The sequence below is a fragment of the Sphingobacterium psychroaquaticum genome (assembly GCF_004421025.1).
GTDB classification, from domain to species: domain Bacteria; phylum Bacteroidota; class Bacteroidia; order Sphingobacteriales; family Sphingobacteriaceae; genus Sphingobacterium; species Sphingobacterium psychroaquaticum.
Genome location: NZ_CP038029.1, coordinates 2,269,786 through 2,288,452, shown reverse-complemented (window position 1 = coordinate 2,288,452; position 18,667 = coordinate 2,269,786). Strand labels below are relative to the sequence as shown.

The 18,667-nt window shown below is 39.3% G+C and carries 17 protein-coding genes and 2 tRNA genes; 10 read left to right on the top strand and 9 right to left on the bottom strand.

Annotated elements, in window-relative coordinates:
• Positions 1-9 precede the first annotated feature (9 nt).
• The 4 genes from E2P86_RS09665 to E2P86_RS09650 all read right to left on the bottom strand — a co-directional run bounded on the left by E2P86_RS09665 (position 10) and on the right by E2P86_RS09650 (position 3,790).
• Positions 10-1,071: a hypothetical protein gene (locus tag E2P86_RS09665; RefSeq protein ID WP_134432686.1), complete on the bottom strand. Its 1,062-nt coding sequence runs from the start codon at positions 1,069-1,071 to the stop codon at positions 10-12.
• A 9-nt stretch (positions 1,072-1,080) separates the two neighbouring features.
• Positions 1,081-1,554: a MauE/DoxX family redox-associated membrane protein gene (locus E2P86_RS18390; RefSeq protein WP_085471784.1), complete on the bottom strand. Its 474-nt coding sequence runs from the start codon at positions 1,552-1,554 to the stop codon at positions 1,081-1,083.
• A gap of 258 nt (positions 1,555-1,812) precedes the next feature.
• Positions 1,813-2,910 carry a slipin family protein gene (locus tag E2P86_RS09655; protein ID WP_134432684.1) on the bottom strand — a complete coding sequence of 366 codons (1,098 nt, stop codon included), beginning with the start codon at positions 2,908-2,910 and terminating at the stop codon, positions 1,813-1,815.
• A 631-nt stretch (positions 2,911-3,541) separates the two neighbouring features.
• Complete coding sequence (locus E2P86_RS09650) at positions 3,542-3,790, bottom strand: hypothetical protein (protein ID WP_085471786.1); 249 nt, start codon at positions 3,788-3,790, stop codon at positions 3,542-3,544.
• A gap of 98 nt (positions 3,791-3,888) precedes the next feature.
• Between E2P86_RS09650 and E2P86_RS09645 the strand changes: the two genes are divergently transcribed.
• From E2P86_RS09645 to budA, 4 genes are all read left to right on the top strand, one after another.
• On the top strand, positions 3,889-4,743 hold the full coding sequence (locus E2P86_RS09645; protein ID WP_134432682.1) for an AadS family aminoglycoside 6-adenylyltransferase: 855 nt from the start codon (positions 3,889-3,891) through the stop codon (positions 4,741-4,743).
• A gap of 58 nt (positions 4,744-4,801) precedes the next feature.
• Positions 4,802-5,704: a helix-turn-helix domain-containing protein gene (locus E2P86_RS09640; protein ID WP_134432680.1), complete on the top strand. Its 903-nt coding sequence runs from the start codon at positions 4,802-4,804 to the stop codon at positions 5,702-5,704.
• Positions 5,705-5,775: 71 nt separating this feature from the next.
• Positions 5,776-6,783 (top strand): zinc-dependent alcohol dehydrogenase family protein, encoded by a 1,008-nt coding sequence (locus tag E2P86_RS09635; protein ID WP_134432678.1) that lies wholly within the window; start codon positions 5,776-5,778, stop codon positions 6,781-6,783.
• A 21-nt stretch (positions 6,784-6,804) separates the two neighbouring features.
• Positions 6,805-8,388, top strand: coding sequence for an acetolactate decarboxylase (gene budA / locus E2P86_RS18235; RefSeq protein WP_206367953.1), 1,584 nt, complete (start codon positions 6,805-6,807; stop codon positions 8,386-8,388).
• Positions 8,389-8,482: 94 nt separating this feature from the next.
• On the opposite strand, the gene E2P86_RS09625 is transcribed toward budA, so the two are convergent.
• Positions 8,483-8,570: transfer RNA gene (locus E2P86_RS09625), tRNA-Ser, on the bottom strand.
• Between the two features lie 166 nt (positions 8,571-8,736).
• Here E2P86_RS09625 and E2P86_RS09620 point away from each other — a divergent pair.
• The 5 genes from E2P86_RS09620 (at position 8,737) to coaA (ending at position 12,920) form a co-directional block, all read left to right on the top strand.
• On the top strand, positions 8,737-9,786 hold the full coding sequence (locus E2P86_RS09620; protein WP_134432676.1) for a patatin-like phospholipase family protein: 1,050 nt from the start codon (positions 8,737-8,739) through the stop codon (positions 9,784-9,786).
• Between the two features lie 37 nt (positions 9,787-9,823).
• On the top strand, positions 9,824-11,053 hold the full coding sequence (locus tag E2P86_RS09615) for a nucleoside recognition domain-containing protein (protein WP_085471830.1): 1,230 nt from the start codon (positions 9,824-9,826) through the stop codon (positions 11,051-11,053).
• 10 nt (positions 11,054-11,063) lie between these two features.
• Positions 11,064-11,429: a methylglyoxal synthase gene (locus tag E2P86_RS09610; protein ID WP_085471831.1), complete on the top strand. Its 366-nt coding sequence runs from the start codon at positions 11,064-11,066 to the stop codon at positions 11,427-11,429.
• 16 nt (positions 11,430-11,445) lie between these two features.
• Positions 11,446-11,847 (top strand): OsmC family protein, encoded by a 402-nt coding sequence (locus tag E2P86_RS09605; protein ID WP_085471832.1) that lies wholly within the window; start codon positions 11,446-11,448, stop codon positions 11,845-11,847.
• A gap of 122 nt (positions 11,848-11,969) precedes the next feature.
• Positions 11,970-12,920 (top strand): type I pantothenate kinase, encoded by a 951-nt coding sequence (coaA, locus tag E2P86_RS09600; RefSeq protein WP_085471833.1) that lies wholly within the window; start codon positions 11,970-11,972, stop codon positions 12,918-12,920.
• On the opposite strand, the gene E2P86_RS09595 is transcribed toward coaA, so the two are convergent.
• Positions 12,917-13,798: a mechanosensitive ion channel family protein gene (locus E2P86_RS09595; RefSeq protein ID WP_085471834.1), complete on the bottom strand. Its 882-nt coding sequence runs from the start codon at positions 13,796-13,798 to the stop codon at positions 12,917-12,919. The genes coaA and E2P86_RS09595 overlap by 4 nt on opposite strands.
• A 244-nt stretch (positions 13,799-14,042) precedes the next feature.
• Between E2P86_RS09595 and E2P86_RS09590 the strand changes: the two genes are divergently transcribed.
• Entirely contained in the window at positions 14,043-14,996 is a 954-nt protein-coding gene (locus E2P86_RS09590; protein WP_085471835.1) for an acetyl-CoA carboxylase carboxyltransferase subunit alpha, read from the top strand.
• A 146-nt stretch (positions 14,997-15,142) separates the two neighbouring features.
• Here the strand turns inward: E2P86_RS09590 and E2P86_RS09585 are convergent.
• The 3 genes from E2P86_RS09585 to E2P86_RS09575 all read right to left on the bottom strand — a co-directional run bounded on the left by E2P86_RS09585 (position 15,143) and on the right by E2P86_RS09575 (position 18,513).
• Positions 15,143-15,214 (bottom strand) — tRNA-Arg (locus tag E2P86_RS09585).
• Between the two features lie 104 nt (positions 15,215-15,318).
• Positions 15,319-16,182: a hypothetical protein gene (locus tag E2P86_RS09580; RefSeq protein ID WP_085471836.1), complete on the bottom strand. Its 864-nt coding sequence runs from the start codon at positions 16,180-16,182 to the stop codon at positions 15,319-15,321.
• A gap of 66 nt (positions 16,183-16,248) precedes the next feature.
• A complete protein-coding gene (locus E2P86_RS09575; protein ID WP_085471837.1) occupies positions 16,249-18,513 on the bottom strand; it encodes an aconitate hydratase in 2,265 nt (754 codons plus the stop codon).
• Positions 18,514-18,667 lie beyond the last annotated feature (154 nt).

Genomic DNA, 18,667 nt, shown 5'->3' with positions numbered 1-18,667 from the left:
TTTTCTTTTTTAAGTTTTACTAAAATTTATTCTGATTAACAGCTGCTCAATAGGTATGGTATATAATGCTTTTTTTGTTCCTAGGAAAAACTGAGATTCAGTTTGATTAAAAAAAACAACATCATTTGAATTTACTCCATCTAGTTTCAACAATAAGCTTTTTTGGTATTTCATATCCTTATATACGTCTAAAATCAATTTTTCTTTTACAATAGGCTGTTTTGAAATCACGACTATTAGCTTATCAACAATAAGGACGGCAGAATTCGAAAGTTTTGCTTTTCCTCTTTTGTACGTATTAAAATCTCCAAACATGACGGTTTCAGGGACAGGGGTCTTATCGATAGTATGCAATGTCATAATTTTCGTACCGTTGTTATTGTCAAAAAAGAATATCTGTCCGACTCTCTCATAAACAAAAGCTAATTTTTTACCAAGATCACAGAAACGACCAGCGTAGGACAGAAGATCACTGCTTCTAGTCGAAGTACTCTCTTCTCGTATTAAATGTTTAATATTAGTTTCGTTGGTACTTTCATTAAGTTCAAAAAAACCAAAAGCAAACTTTTCCGAGTTAGTATCCTTAATTTCTCCTAAGCAAAGTATATTACCATTTACAAGAGGATAGGCATCATATATAGAGACATTTACAGGGTTAAGAATTAAAGTGCTTTGATGGTCTACAATGTATAGACCAAAACGGTGATAAGAGTAGACGCTCTTATCTTTCAGGAATCTAACACGTGCATTCTTAGGGAATGTAAAAGCAAAACCTTCTTCAAATTGCCCCATAGAATCACTTATAATTGGTTGTATGTGATATGTAATAGAATCCACACTATCATTACTTTGCTTTAGGGCAATTAATCTATGGATACGACCATCCATTGAATTAATAACAAAATCCTTAAAACCCAATTCGTTTTTGGAGGTAAAAACATCAGAAGTATCTAAGTTAACGTGCACAAAAGTACGTTCAAAAGATGTTCGATTATTTCCTACAATACCATAGTACAATACTATTAAAACAGCTATCGAAGAAATGGAAAAGAATACATGTTTTGTCTTCATTATATTTCTTTATAAAACCCTTTTATCTTCACTTACAAAGTAGTGAATGAGTAAAAGTGATATTGTTAGTAAACTTACATTAAGAACCAAATGGCTGGAATATTCCAACCCATTCAAGATTCCTCCGCATCCACATACTTCATACAGCTGATTATAATTTAGATATACGATATAAACAGAAAACAGTAACATTATTGAAGCGAACAGCATATGACCCACTAAAGGTTTAATGATGAGAAGTATAGCAACGATAAATTCGACCAGAGCAATCAAATATGCCAAGTAAGGAATTATGAATGATGGAAAAAGACTAATACGTTGAGCATTAAATTCAAACAACTTTGCATGAAGTATTTTATAGGTGCCTGTATAGATAAAGAATATTGATAATAATAAACTGGCGCCATAAACGATAAATGATAGAATCTTTCTTCTTATCAATTGGCCTTCTTTATTATCAAATCTACCATCCTTATATATCATAGTCAATAAATCTCTATTTGCTCCTTTATAAAGTTAAAGCTACCTTATAACTAAATCGGAAAAAGAGGTTTATCGATAGAGAGACGGATTAGGCAGTTGAACTAACCATTAAATTAGATATATGAAAGTTGATGTAACAAAACAGGAGACGATTTTAAAAAAATGTCGGCAATTAAGGGAGATAGGTTTCTTTAAAAAATGAAGCAAATACAAGAAACAAACTGCTTGAAGTCAAGAAATAAGGTGGGTACTTTGGCGTTAACTTTTGACAAAAAGCTGTTTTAGCTGATCCACAATCTGACCATTCCCAGAAACGGAGATGCTGTTGATCTTCTCGGCTATTTTCTCAACATATTCCATTTCTTTCAACTTGAAAAGCATAGCATTTTCTTCCATCAGCTTTGCGGTGTTCAACAAGCTTCGGGTAGATGCCGTCTCCTCACGTCGTGTAATGATATTTGCTTGGGCTCTCTTTTCGGCAATAAGAACTTGATTCATAATCTCACGAACATCTCCGGGCAAGATAATATCTTTTACCCCACCATTTAATAATGCTAATCCTAGTGCGGCGACCTCGGTTGACGTAGTCTCGATAACGTATTTTGATATTTCTGATTTACTATCCATTAGCTCATCTAGCGTCATTTGTCCGATATAACGACGTAGCACCAATTGCAACAGCGTATACAGTTGTTTCTCGTACTCTTTATTATCACCGAGCGCTTTGACAATATCTTTCACTTGATATTGAGCAGAGAAGTTCACTCGGATCTGTGCCTTATCCTTCGTTAGAATCTCTTGACCAGTGATCTCTACTGCTGTAACACGCATATCGGTTTTGATCACTGTGATAGTCGTCGCATTCTTCCACCAGTAGTAGTTTCCCGGCTCTAGGATCTTGACAAAAGCGCCATCCACAAACAGCAAGGCTTGCTCGAAAGGTTCAATGGTATAGTAACATACATAGTAAGAAAAAGCTGGACTGGCTAGCAGCTGACGGCTGACCGACGGTTTGATATCTATAGTGGAGATGTCTTCGATCTGAAAACGATAGGTTTGTAATCCTTTCCAAAAGAAGTGTCGCCCAGCAGAAAGTACATTATAGAAATTATTGTTCAGATAAACAATGCAGATCTGATCATCCGCAACTTCCACAACCTCTACCATTTCCTTAAATCCATCTACTTGCAAAAGCGCATCGATGTTATGTGGTGTTACAAAGTTATGGGACATATTGTAGGTCTCCAGCTTAGCGCCAAAGCCTATCCAGTAGCTACCCGCGCGCAAGGCGCGTTTCACCACATTGTTTTTAACCACCAAACCGACTTGATTTACATCTACCGTTACCCTTTTCATAATTATTCTACAATTACATATTTGTTTTTTTGCGTATTAGAAAGCTACCTATCCTCCCTTCATTGCTTCTGAACGGAGCTTAAAAGGAATGTACTGTAGGTAAAGATTTGCCTAATGTGTCCGTAGACAAATAGGATAAGCAGTACCACCGAGAACACTTGTTTTAAGCTACGAAGTTTAGTTGCAATTGTTGCCTGGTCATGCTTCTCCTCAGCGGAGAGACTCCGGGAATAGAAACAATAAACCATTGCAACCGAACGAAAGACAGGTAGCTTCATGGTGACTTTTTTATAGAAAGCCTAAACTTACGTGATGTAGGATTCGAACCTACTAAACCAGGAATTGAACCTCTACCTTTAACTTGCTAGCATATCGTATTCTATTGAACCGACACTTCCCTGCTATACAGAAACAGAAGACTGGGGCGTATTTCCGGTAAAAGGTATCATTGTGCCTATAGACACGTATCTTTAAAGCTACTTGCTTACTTCATCAAAGAACAATGATCGGTTAAGAAAAAAGAAATCTTAATAATCAATAAATTGAAGACAATTAGAAGCTGTTATTGTTTGTCGCTCCTACTTAAATAGAAAGAATTAATGATAATGGACGTCCTTTATCGTTAGTTCTGTTACAGGTTTCGCGCCTTTAACTCGTCTTCTAAAGCTTTCTTTTCTTTATTCCATTTGACAGCAGCGTACGCGGCTAATACAAGCGGAAGAAGTGTAAAAAAGCTGAAGCCATGATTTACTGCGGCATAGACGGTTACACCAAACATAAATCCGATAATTGCTGCATTTATTATGTTATTGGATTTTGCTTTCTTTTTCATCTCCAGGAGCTCCTGATCTGTTAATTCAGTTAGTAGTTTTTGTTTCATCAGTTAAAATTTATTAGTATTGTTTTCTTTGACTAATTTACTTCAAAAATGGTATTGCTGATGGGGAAATTTAAAATAGGTTTTTAAATATAAAACCAATGCGAGATAAGAAATTGAATCAAATTATAGATTGGGCACAAGAGAATCCGGATGTACGAACTGTACTTCTTACGAGCTCCTTAGTGAATCCGCTAGCACCAGTCGATAAGTATAGTGACTTAGATATTGAACTTGTTTTTGAGTATAACGCAAAATATGTACAGGATAATTCCTGGCTTAAATTGTTCGGTAGACCAATAGCTATGGTTGAAGAGGATGAATCTGCTTTTGATGGGAAGCATGCCATGAAAATGGTTTTATATGAGGATCAGGTCAAAGTTGATTTTAAGCTCTATAGTGTATCATCCTTTTCTACAGAAGTTAAACAGCCGATATTGTGTGAAGATTGGGATATTGGATATAAAGTTTTGTTAGATAAAGATGGTTTAACTCCTTCTATGCATCCGCCATCCTACCAAGTTTCAGTCATCAAAAAACCCATGGAAGCGCGTTTCACACAACTTCTGCATGACTTTTGGTGGGACACAACTTATGTAGCCAAATGTCTAGCCAGAGAAGATCTTTTTTACGCTAAGTTTATGACTGAAAATGTAATCCGAACAGATTATATGGTTCCTTTATTGGAATGGTACATTGCGATGCAACACGATTGGAAAGTTACCACGAACAAGCATGGTCGTTTGTTCAAAGAATACCTAAGCCCTGCCTTGTGGTCGCGTATTGAACAGACTTTCGCTGATGCAGACCTATCTCGCAACTGGGACTCCCTCTATATGATAACAGATTTGGTTTCCGAAATCGGTAATGAGATTGCAAGGAAGCTCGGATATGCGTATCCCGTACAATTGGAACTTGATGTTCGTCGTTATTTAAAGGAGGTCATGCTTGCCTAGGTGCTTCAGATGATAGATAACCGACTATATGCTCGTTTGAATTTCATAACTTTATAAAATGAAAGCAAGAGAGACTCTAAAGCAATTCTACACACAACACGGACAGGATTTTTCAAAATCAGGACAGTTTAACGTATTTGAAAGAGACGGTTTTGCGTGCAGTGCGACCTCCATGTTGCCGAACAGAAGAGACTTTTATAAAATATCATTGATAATCAAAGGTAGTGGCGTAATCGGCATTGCAGATAAAGCGCTGAACATTCAAGGCAACGCTTTGCTGTTTATGAATCCCTTAGTCCCTTTTTCGTGGGACGCATGTGATGATGAACAAACCGGATACTTCTGCTTGTTTACGGAGGAGTTTGTCAATCATAACCTCAAAAGCGAAAGTCTATCACACTCTCCCTTGTTTAAAGCAGGAGGAAATCATATTTTTTTTCCCGATCAGGAAAGTATGAATCTTTTGACGGGTGTTTTTAGAAGCATGTTGAAAGAAATGCATTCCGGCTACGCAAACAAATATGAGCTGCTTAGAAGCTACATACAGATTATCATGCACGAAGCGTTGAAAATACAACCCGCCGACACATTTTATAAGCCCGCCAATGCTTCGGAACGTATTACAGGCTTGTTTATAGAATTATTAGAACGACAATTCCCCATAGATGCTCCAGATCAGGTTCTCTCCCTTAAAAATGCGAATGAGTTTGCAACTCAACTAAACATACATACAAACACATTAAACCGAGCATTGAAAGAGACTACAGGAAAAACCACGACCGAATGGGTGGCTGAAAGAACGATTAAAGAAGCAAAGGCTTTATTGCAATTCAGCAGTTGGGATATGGCAGAAATAGCCTACAGCTTAGGTTTTGAACACGCCTCAAATTTCAATATCTTCTTTAAAAAACACACCTTACTTTCTCCACTGCAATATCGGAAGGACATTGTTTCAGTATAATAACCTTCTGTTTGATTAGCATAATTTTTTAAAGGCAAGTCTATCTAGTTTTGCTTCATAAGATTTTATTTATGAAAGCAATACAATTAGAAAACTACGGTATCGAGCACCTCAAACTAGCGGAGGTGTCAACACCAACTATTGGTGAGAACGAAGTATTGGTAAGAACCACAGCCGCTTCGTTACAGTATCTCGATCTAATTCTAGCCGAAAACACAGCGGGCTTCAACATCCCATTACCTTTTATCCCGGTTTCAGAGGGTGTAGGGGTGGTTGAAAATGTAGGCAACAATGTCACGCGCTGGAAAAAGAGAGATCGAGTAATCATTCCTTTCATCACACGTTGGGAATCCGGCAAAACCACACCTTATCATAATGCGCTAAGAACGGGAATGCAAACTTCTGGCACATTAGCTGAGTTTACCGTACAACCCGAAAACACATTAGTGCGCACGCCCACCACCCTTACCGATGAAGAAGCGGCCGCACTACCTGTTGCTGGGCTTACCGCTTGGGCAAGCTTGGTAACGCAGGCTCATATCAAGGCCGGACAAACTATTTTGGTACAAGGAAGTGGTGGTGTTTCCTTATTTGCTCTTCAGATTGCCAAAGCTTTCGGCCTGAAAGTTATTGCCACAACAGGAAGCAAAGAGAAAGAGCAACAACTGAAAAACTTAGGAGCCGATGAAATCATCAATTATAGAGAATTTCCGGAATGGAGTAGCGAAGTGAAAAGACGAAACAATGGAGTTGGCGTTGACCTAACTCTTGATGTTGCCGGTAGTGAAACCATTAATCAAAGTATCCTTTCTGTAAAGGAACACGGCTATATTGGGCTTATCGGAATGATGACAGGCGCACAGCTTTCCTTCAATATTCTACCCGTAATTATGAATTATATCCGTTTACAAGGTTATTCTGTCGGGCATGCACAGGAACTACATGAATTGGTAAAGGCAATTGAAAAGAATAATATCAAACCTGTCGTAGACAGTGTTTTCTCTATCGATCAAGTGCAGGAGGCATTTTACAAGCTCCGTTCTCGAACGGCTTTCGGGAAAATCGTTGTCAAATTCTAAAAACCATTCAAACCTAAAAAAATGAGTATCAGAAATTACCTACTCCTGTTTCTTATCTTCCTTGGATCGCAAACCTACGCACAACAACATATCAATGGCTTTTCGATGCCTGAAAGTGTAGCATCTAATGGCAAACGTTTTTTTGTTTCCAATCAAGGTCAGGATGTATTTAGTAAGGACGGAGATGGTTTTATTAGTGAAGTTTCTGCCGATGGGCAATTAATCAATCTAAAATTCCTTCCGAAGAATGGTATCTTAAATGCGCCCAAAGGAATGACGATTATCGATCATATTTTGTATGTAGCGGATTTGGATCGAATTGTTGGTTTTGATATTAAAACCCGAAATACTATTTTCGAAATTAATGTTCCTGAAGCAAAGGTGCTGAATGATATCTGTCGTTTAGAAAACGATTTCATAGGAATAACAGAAACAGTTTCTGGAAACATTTACAAAATAAACACGAAGACTAGGTCCCTTGAAATAATCGGTAATCTACCAACGGCAAACGGAATTGCATACAATCGCAATACAGATCAGTTGGTCGTTTGCACCAATGGCACAAACTACGGCGATGGGAACGTTTACATAAAAAGAGGTCTTGAGGATTTTAGCATATTACCGAATATAGCTACCGGATTTTTTGATGGCATCGAATTCACTGATGACAATCATCTACTGATTTCCGACTGGGTAACCTTTCCCGTTAAAGGTTTTGGAAAACTTTGGAAATATGATTTAAAAAGCCAACAGGCTGTTTTTCAATTCACAGAAGAAAGTGCTGCCGATATTTACTTTGACCATAGCGGCAGTAAAATATGGATACCGCAGATGTTCCAAAATAAGCTTGTTATTACTCCAATGGAAGAGTTGTTTGCAAGTAAGCATAAGAACGCTAATGTGCTGTACAATTATGGTGTCATCGATGCTTTTATTGGTGGTTTGTATAAGGGAACACTACCGGTTAGAGATCTAAAGCTAAAAGGTGATTTCGGTATCGGTGCTCCCGATATGTTGAACGGGGAACTGACAATGCTTGATGGTAAAGCCTATCAGACAAAAGCCACAGGTAAAACCGTTGTGTTACCCGATGATCACAAAACAGCTTTTTCTTCCGTTACTTTTTTTAAAGCAGACACTACTTTTTACATCGATACAAATATGGAACAAGAAGCTGTGTTGGATGCTATCCTCAAGAAGCTCAGCATTAAAAATGCGATGTATGCTATTCGTGTAACAGGAACATTTAGCACGATAAAAACTAGAGCATTCCCTCCTGTAAAGGAGGAACCTTTTCCTGTGCTTTCCTCTATACTAGAGAGACAGCAGTTTTTTGTGCATCAAAACACTACAGGAACTCTTATTGGTTATCATCTTCCTGAATATTTGAATGGAATAACAGCTAGTGGATTTCACCTTCATTTTTTATCGACAGACAAACAGCAAGGTGGACACATTCTTCATTTTATAGGCAAAAATCTGAAAGTTGAAATTGCGAAGCTCAAAAGTTTTGAACTGGAAGTACCAAGAGATACAGAGTTCCAGAATTTCCAATTTAGGAAAAAGCAGAATGACGACTTAAAAAGGGTCGAACAGGGACAATAGTGGGTTTTCCTTAAGCTCCTACGGATCCAACCCCTGGGTTCTCATCCACCCTGAACGCAAAAAATCCCTCATCTTTCGATGAAGGATTTTCTTGCGGAGAGGGTGGGATTCGAACCCACGATACAGTCATCCCGTATACAGACTTTCCAGGTCTGCTCATTCGACCACTCTGACACCTCTCCTTGATTGGTTCGCAAAGATAGCAGAATCACCCCAATTTAGCGACTATTTTTACTTTTTTTTGAGGCTAAAATCTACATCCGTAAGTAACTCCTTCATTTGCTGCAATAAAGATTGAATATCCAATGCTTTTTAGCTACATTTAATGGAATACAATTAATTCAGCCAATGAAAAGAATCCTGTCTATAGATGGTGGTGGCATCCGAGGAATCATACCTGCGATGTTCTTAGTAGCTCTCGAGGAGAAGCTCCAAGAGGCAACGAACGATTCCAATGCATGCCTTGCGGATTACTTTGATTTCTTTGCCGGCACCAGTACCGGCGGAATCCTAGCTTCACTCCTTCTTTGCCCTGACCCCGAGACCCCAACCAAACACAAATATACCACACGAGATGCCTTGAATGTTTATCTCGAACATGGAACTGAAATATTTTCCACGACACCATTCCGACGCTTTCTAAGTCGTTTCGGTCTCGTTAGCGAGCTTTACCATGAGCAAAACTTAAACAAAGTGCTGCTCTCCTACTTTGGGGATCACAAATTATGTGAACTTTTAAAACCTTGTATCATCACAGCGTATAACATCGAACTTCGTAAAAACCACCTGTTTCGACAGCAGAAAGCAATATCCCACGGTGCACAGCGTGATTTCTTGTTACGAGACGTGTGTCGTGCAACATCAGCTGCCCCAACATATTTTGCTGTGGCCGAAATCTTCTCTGTTGCGGGTACACGGTATCCTTTGGTCGATGGTGGTGTATTCGCGCATAACCCCTCATTATCAGCCCTCCTGGAGGTAATAAAAAGCTTCAACAGCTACCGTATTAGCGATATATCTATCTTATCTCTAGGTACGGGAATATCAAAAGTTTCTTATAACTATGAAGATTTCAAGAAAAAATGGGCCATCTCTATTGGCCCTGCTTTAGTCGATATTATGGGAAGTAGTTCCGCTGAGAGTACCGATTATTACCTCAAGCAATTATTTCGGTCTGTAAATAAATCAAATAATTACATTCGCGTAGAACCAGAAAACCTATCCTCTGCAAACCCAGCTATGGACGCTGCTACGCCTCGTAATATACAGAAAATCATAGCAATAGCCGATCGCATGATTAGCGAAAACGAAAACCTAATAAACGATATTGTAACAGACCTTCTTCAAGACAAGAAAAATAGTCGGGAACGCTCTGTATGGAACTTTTTGAAGAATTAATCTTTAATCTTACATTTACCACCGTAAAAAAAATTATATGGCACTAAATTACGTTTGGGTTTCCTTTTTCCTAATCACCTTTTTCGTTGCATTGATTAAACTTATCGGAGGTGATACTGAAGTTTTTCAGAATATCGTCAACTCACTTTTCGAGGGTGCAGCCAATGGTGCAACAATCTCACTGGGATTAATCGGAATGATGACTTTTGCTCTTGGTATTATGAAAATCGGAGAAAAAGGCGGTATGATCAATATCTTTGCTAAGATTGTTGGTCCTTTCTTTAATAAGCTCTTCCCTGAAATTCCAAAAAACCACCCCGCACTGGGCTCTATTTTGATGAATTTCTCTGCAAATGCGCTTGGGTTAGACAATGCCGCGACACCACTAGGACTTAAAGCAATGAAGGAACTTCAGGAGCTTAACCCACAGAAGGACACCGCTTCGAATGCGCAAATCATGTTTATCGTCCTCAACGCTTCTAGTTTAACGTTATTGCCTATTTCTATTATGGCCTATCGGCAAGAAGCAGGAGCCGCGCAACCATCAGATATATTTTTACCGATCCTGATTGCAACATTCTTCTCTACCCTAGCGGCCCTAATCTTAGTTTCAATCTATCAAAAAATCAATCTTTTCAATAAAACTATCCTCGCGTACTTAGGCGGCTTAGTCATATTGGTAGGAAGCACGCTATACTACTTCAGTACCTTGGGACAAGAAGAAATAGGTGTTATTTCTCGTGTATTTGGAAACTTTGTTCTCTTTGGTTTGTTTGTTTCCTTTATAGGGCTCGCTTTTATAAAGCGTATAAATGTGTACGATGCTTTTATTGAGGGAGCAAAAGAAGGTTTTGACGTTGCGGTGAAGATTATACCATATCTAGTTGCTATATTGGTTGGTATAGCGGTTTTTCGCGCTTCCGGAACGATGGACTACCTTGTTAGTGGTATTTCTTACCTCATTGCACAAGTTGGTATCGACACATCGTTCGTAGAGGCACTACCAGTTGCTTTTATGAAACCGTTGAGTGGTTCTGGTGCACGCGGCCTGATGGTTGAGCTGATGGCAACAAAAGGAGCTGATGACTTTGCTTCGCGTGTAGCCTGTGTGATCCAAGGGTCTACGGAAACAACGTTCTATGTTTTAGCGGTATACTTTGGCTCTGTAGCCATCAAGAAAACCAGACATGCTTTGCCTTGCGCTTTGTTAGCTGAGTTAGTCGGTGTGATTGCAGCGATTATTGTTTCTTATATATTCTTTGGTTAATAGTATTTGTATGAAGAAGACGATTGCGCTGATTGCGCACGATGGTAAAAAGGCTGATATGGTTGCCTTTGTTAAGGATCATTTAGAAGACCTAAGACAGGCCAATATTATTGCTACGGGAACAACAGGTTCATATGTTTTAAAGACAGGGCTCCCCGTTGAGCTCAAACTAAGCGGCCCGAAAGGTGGAGATGCGCAGATTGCAGCCTTAACTGCCGAGGGAAAAGTCGATGGAATTATTTTCTTCAGAGATCCTTTAGGCAAACATGTTCATGAGCCAGATATACAAATGCTTATGCGTATATCCGATTTATATAATGTACCCTTGGCGACAAATCCGGCTACGGGCAGTTTAATTATAAAGGGTTTATTATAAGATAAATAAAATTGTTATGGAAAGAAATGTAAGTGTCAAAATAGGAAAAGATCGATATAAAACAGAGGTTCAGATAGCGCAACATCACATTATTGCGGACGAACCTAAGGAGGTTGGAGGTACCGACTTCGGTCCCTCTCCGAAGGAACTGTTTCTGTCTTCTCTTGGCACTTGCAAGGTTATGACCGTACGAATGTATGCAGATCGTAAAGGATGGCCCTTGGATGGCGTAGAGATAGAGCTATCGCTAAGTACACAGAAAGCAGAACTACAAAACACAACCTTTGTACACTGTCGCATCAATCTTTTGGGCGATCTCGATGACATGCAACGCCAACGCTTACTGGCCATTGCGGATAAATGTCCGATTCATAAGATTCTCAATAACCCCGTAATCATTGAAAGCAGTCTCCTGTAATTGTTACATAACGGAATCCGTATGTATAGCATCCATTGGGGCAAAATGCACGTTAGAATAAAATTTAGTTTTGAAAAAAAAAGTAAATTTATCTAAGTTTGCCCACAATTAAATAGCGCGGTATGTCTCTAAATAGAAAAGAGGGAGTTAGTGGAGGTCCGTTCCAACTGTTTGACAGAAATGAATGGAGGAATCTAAATGGTCAGTTTTCATACGATTTGATGCAAAGTGATATTGCAAACCTGCATGCACTCAATGAACCTTTAACTATCGAAGAGATTGAAGATATCTATTTTCCTTTAGCTCATCTCTTGAATATAATGCTCCAGGAGACAAAACAGGTGCATGTAAATGTCAATGGATTCTTGCAAAAACATACCCAAAAGCTTCCCTTTATTATTGGTATTGCAGGCTCCGTTGCCGTGGGCAAGAGTACGACAGCACGTGTATTGCAAAAGGTGCTGTCGATGCTGCCGGGTAAACCAAAAGTAGACCTGGTGACAACCGATGGTTTTCTCTACCCCAATGCTACACTCATTGAAAGAGGGATTTTAAACCGCAAAGGTTTTCCAGAAAGCTATGATACTAAATTGCTTTTGAATTTCCTTGCTGCCATGAAATCTGGTGAAGAGTGCTTTGAAGTTCCGATGTATTCCCATGTTGAATACGACATCCTAAAGGATAGGAAACAACTCGTGCATCAGCCCGAGATTTTGATTGTCGAAGGTATTAACGTTTTACAAGTGAACTCGACTACGGGTAATAATATCTTCGTTTCGGACTATTTTGACTACGCTATATATGTCGATGCCGATGAGGCCGACATTATGGATTGGTATATCAACAGGTTTGAATCGTTACGTGCTACTTCTTTCCAGAATCCAGACTCCTACTTTCATCGTTTTGCCAATATGAATGCTGAAGAAAGCTTAGCAATGGCCACAAATATTTGGAACGAAATCAATAAGCCAAATCTTAGAGAAAATATACTACCTACACGATACCGCGCTGATCTTATCCTTGAAAAAGGATCGCATCATTTTGTTAAAAATGTAAGGGTTAGAAAAGTTTAATCCTGTCCTTTATATTCGTATTCTTTTTTAAAGCGTAGAACTTCATGTAAGATTTCATTCATGAGCTTACGGTGAAGTTTACTGCTATTACTCGTAGCATGCATATCGACTTTATACTTCACGAAATCTTTACCAATATCCATGATCTTTAAATCGAGTGTATCCTCCCCAGTCAGATTAGGGTGATTGCGCAGCATTGTTTTTATGCGATCCTCCAATAAATCCACATCCATTCCGCCTTGTAAAGGAAGTTCAAAACGAACAGTAAAAAAACTTGATGGATGTGCGGATAAGTTTACCACAGGCATCGTAAATACAAGGTTATTCGGCACGGTAATTAGATCCTCATCTTCATCCTGAATAATTAAGCTAGAAAAGGTAATATCCATTATACGCCCTTTATACTCTCCAATTTTTACACGATCCCCAACGGATAGGCTGTCCGAAAACATAATAAATAAGCCCGAGATCATGTTCGTAATATACTCTCTAAAAGTAACAGCAATAGCCATCGCTACAAACGTAAGGCTGGTAAGAAAGTTTCTTGGATCGATACCAAAAGAGAGCATCAAGGCAATGAAAAACATGACGGTGTTTAGTACAGCCGTGAGACGACCAATTCCAAGCACAAAATTTCCACGAACGTTACGATCTCCATGCTGGCGACGATACAATGCAATAAGCGTATATCGGCCAATCGAGAAAATAATACTAGATGCTAAAAAGAGTGCGATCGCGTCTGTTACTTTATCGAGTCCAGGTTTATCCTTATAAAAATCAGGGGCATACCAAAAACTGGCATATAATAGAAGTAGCAATACAACTTTAAGAATAAATTGAAGCGATATCTGAAACTTATTATTTTCGTCGTTCATCATGTTTATGTATAATCTAAATTATTACTTTTATGTTTGTTCTGCAACACTTAATATAGAAATTAAAACGATACACGCAAATCGTCTCTCTCTTACTTAAAACAGCTCCTTTCATTTTAGTAGGCTCAATAAATATGCTGTAGCGTAAAAAAAACAGTACCTAATGGCGGTTTATCGCTCTGTAATTTCCATATCGCTAAAAAATAAATTAACTTAGCGGGCTGAAATGCGCTAGATACATACAATTATGGAAACAACATTTGATTTCGAAAAACCGATTGCAGATTTGCAGACACAGATGGAAAAAGTGTTACAGGTTCAAGAAAAGACAAAAGTAGACATGAGCGCTACGATCAATGAGCTGAAAGCTAAGCTAGAACAAACGAAAACAGATATATATACCAACATGACCGGTTGGCAAAAGGTTCAGATGTCTCGCCATCCTGAGCGCCCACAAACATTCGACTATATCGAAATGATCTGTGATGAGTTTATTGAGCTTCATGGCGATCGTACGGTCCGTGATGACAAAGCTATCGTGGGTGGTATTGCGTCCATTGGTGGCGAATCCGTTATGGTTATTGGTCACCAGAAGGGTAAGAACACTAAAGAACGTCAATATCGGAATTTTGGTATGGCTAATCCAGAAGGATACCGTAAGGCTCTTCGCTTGATGAAGATGGCAGAGAAGTTCAACAAACCGATTGTCACGTTAATCGATACGATGGGTGCATACCCCGGTCTTGAAGCCGAAGAGCGTGGTCAAGGTGAAGCAATTGCTAGAAATTTGCTGGAAATGTCCGTTCTGAAGGTTCCTGTCATTTGTATTGTCATTGGTGAAGGTGCTTCTGGTGGAGCATTGGGTATTGGTGTTGGAGACCGCGTTTACATGTTACAAAACACATGGTATTCGGTTATCTCTCCTGAGTCCTGTTCATCGATTTTATACCGTAGCTGGGATCAAAAAGAAAAAGCAGCAGAATCCTTAAAATTGACTGCGGAAGATATGTTGCAAAATGGCCTTATCGATGGTATCATTGAAGAGCCAATTGGTGGTGCGCATCAAGACCCTGCTGCAACTGCAGAAAATGTAAAAGCAAAAATATTAGCTGATTTAAAAGTGTTGGGTGCTAAAGATAGTGATACACTCGTAACAGAACGTATTGATAAATTTAGTAATATGGGCGTTGTGGTGGAGTAGTTCGCCCCTACGCATGAAAACAAAAAAGGTTGTACAATATGTACAACCTTTTTTGTTTTAGACAGACACAAATCTAGAAGAGCTCAGCGCAACCAAATCTGATGTCTCGACAGCACTAAAACAGTTTGCTGCCATCTTTATTTTTGTGCTCGCGGCGGGAGTCGAACCCACATCGTCAGAACCGGAATCTGATATTCTATCCATTGAACTACGCAAGCTTCGCTGGCAAAAATAGTGTTTTTAGATCACTTTACGCAAGGAAAAATGAAATATAAATTCTTATTTTCGAACAGCTAGATAATGAAAGAGTTGCATTTTTTTTCTAGATCTTAACACCTAGAACCCAGTAGTTCTCAAAGAACCAAATCTTCTGTTTTGCATTATCAATCCCTTTTCGCCCTGTGGTCGGAATGGTCCGCATATCCGTCCACCCAGTCTTAAAACTACCTTGCAAATACAATCTCTTGTTAAAATGAAACTGGGCTCCGGCTTTGGCTGCGCCACCATACCCAGAAATATTCCAGTAGTGATTTTTTCCCTCACCAAAGATACGCACGTCTGATCGTGGAATAATAAGCCCTGCTTCTACCCCTGTTTCCATCGTTAAATACATCTTTCCTGAAGGTGCTACCCAGATATCGTCATAGCGCTCCAGACCAACTGTAGCAAAATTATAACCGTCTGTATGTTCGTATTTAAATTCATCAGGGTTCAATAGAACCTGATCGCCACTTTGTGTATTTCCAAAAATGCCGCTCGGTATCGCTGGATCCGAAACTTGTGCATCAGCGTACCCCGTAAATTTAACAGACTGTGGTGTATTCACCACATATTTCATATGGTCCCAACCTAAGGATATAGAATAATTATCGTTGATAAAATAACCAAAATGGAAATTAAACTGTGGAATCGTTATCCTTGCGGGGTTAATATAATCTAGCGATAGTTTAGATGGGCGATCGCCTGCTTTTACGTCGTGTAAGGTAAAAGCATAACCTGGTCCTTTGAAATGAATATCAGACTTGGCATAGCTTGAAAAGTTGTAGCCCCAGTGAACGAAAAAGCGACCATTATTACTTTCAATACGATGGTTTTTTGGATTAAATATGCTTTTACGCTCTTCTTGCGCAAAAACGGAAGTAACAGCACATGCCCCTAAAAGGGCAGATAAAATTATGTTTTTCATAAAGTATAATGGAAAACCCGGTACGAAAGTACCGGGTTAAACACTCAAAATAAATTTTGGGAATAACTATCCTTGATTCTTGCGAATAATATTCAACGCACCGCCGGCCTTAAACCATTCAATTTGTTGTTTATTGTAAGTGTGGTTCGCTAAGATTTCTTCTTTTGTACCATCAGCATGGTGTAATACCAATGTTAATGGTGTTCCTGGAGCAAAAGAAGTCAAGCCAACGATATCAATTGTATCGTCTTCTAAAATTTTATTGTAATCATCTTTGTTTGCAAATGTCAAACCAAGCATACCTTGTTTTTTCAAGTTTGTCTCGTGGATACGTGCAAATGATTTAACCAATACCGCGCGAACACCTAAGTGACGAGGCTCCATCGCTGCGTGCTCACGTGAAGAACCTTCACCATAGTTTTCATCACCTACCACAATCGAACCAATACCCGCCGCTTTATAGGCACGTTGTGTTGCTGGAACAGCACCGTATGTACCTGTCAATTGGTTTTTAACATCATCCGTATTATCGTTGAAGTAGTTTACCGCTCCAATCAACATGTTGTTTGAGATGTTATCCAAGTGACCACGGTATTTCAACCAAGGACCAGCCATTGAGATATGGTCGGTAGTACATTTACCTTTTGCTTTGATCAAAAGTTTCAAACCTTTAAGGTCTGTACCTTCCCATGCTGCGAAAGGTTCCAACAATTGTAAACGATCTGATGTCGGCGCTACATCAACAACGACATTCGATCCGTCTGCTGCTGGTGCTTGGTAACCTGCATCTTCTACTGCAAAACCTTTTGTTGGCAATTCGTCACCTACAGGTGGATCAAGTTTAACTTGTTCACCATTTTTATTTGTTAAGGTATCCGTAACAGGATTAAATCCTAGGTTACCTGAAATAGCAATCGCAGCTACCATCTCTGGTGAAGTTACGAATGCATATGTATTCGGGTTACCATCCGCACGTTTTGCAAAGTTACGGTTGAACGAGTGTACAATCGTGTTTTTCTCTTGCTTATCCGCATCTTTACGATCCCACATACCGATACATGGACCACATGCATTAGTAAAGATTGTTGCATTAAGATCTTCGAAAGTTTTTAATAAACCATCGCGATCTGCTGTATAACGAACTTGCTCAGAACCTGGGTTAATACCAAACTCAGCTTTGGTTACAAGACCTTTATCAATTGCTTGTTTAGCGATTGAAGCTGCACGAGACAAATCTTCGTATGAAGAGTTTGTACATGAACCGATCAATCCCCATTCTACAGTTAAAGGCCATCCGTTTTTCTCTGCCTCTTCGCGCATACGAGAAACAGGTGTATACAAGTCAGGTGTAAAAGGACCATTCAAAGAAGGCTCTAATTCTGACAAGTTGATTTCAATTAATTGATCGAAATATTGTTCTGGATTTGCATAAACCTCAGCATCCGCAGTTAAGTGACCTTTGATTGCATTTGCTGCATCAGCTACTTCATTACGATCTGTAGCGCGTAAGTAACGCTCCATAGATTCGTCGTATCCGAAAGTAGATGTTGTTGCACCAATCTCAGCACCCATATTACAGATTGTACCTTTACCTGTACAAGAAAGGGATTCAGCACCTTCGCCAAAATACTCAACGATAGCACCTGTACCACCTTTTACAGTTAAAATACCAGCAACTTTCAAGATCACATCTTTAGGAGATGCCCAGCCTGATAGCTTACCTGTTAATTTAACGCCAATAAGTTTAGGGAATTTAAGCTCCCACGGAAGACCTGCCATTACATCACATGCATCCGCACCACCAACACCAATAGCGATCATTCCTAGACCACCAGCATTTACAGTATGTGAATCCGTCCCGATCATCAAACCACCCGGGAAAGCGTAGTTTTCTAATACGACTTGGTGAATAATACCTGCTCCTGGTTTCCAGAAACCGATACCATATTTATTAGATACCGAAGAAAGGAAATTAAACACTTCCGAACTTTCGTTTTTAGCACGTGTTAAATCTTGCTCCGCACCATCTCTAGCTTGAATCAAGTGATCACAGTGTACCGTTGAAGGTACAGCTACCTTCGGGCGACCAGCTTGCATAAACTGTAACAACGCCATTTGTGCTGTTGCATCCTGCATCGCTACGCGATCTGGTGCAAAGTCAACATAAGAAGTACCACGCTCGTAAGCTTCTGTGGCATTTCCGGCCCATAAGTGAGCGTACAAAATTTTCTCAGATAGGGTCAAAGGCTTATTCACCAATTTACGAGCAGCAGCAATGCGCTCATCGTATTGGCTGTAAACCTTCTTGATCATTTCTATATCAAAAGCCATTCTATTTAATAATTTATTTGATGTACTGTGTAACTAATATCCAATCGGTTGCCTGATTTTCAATTGATACAAAAATACAAAAAAGAATACGTTTATGGTAGTTTTCTGCCACCTAACCATAATTTGGAATCAATCCAAACAACTGTTTGAGAAC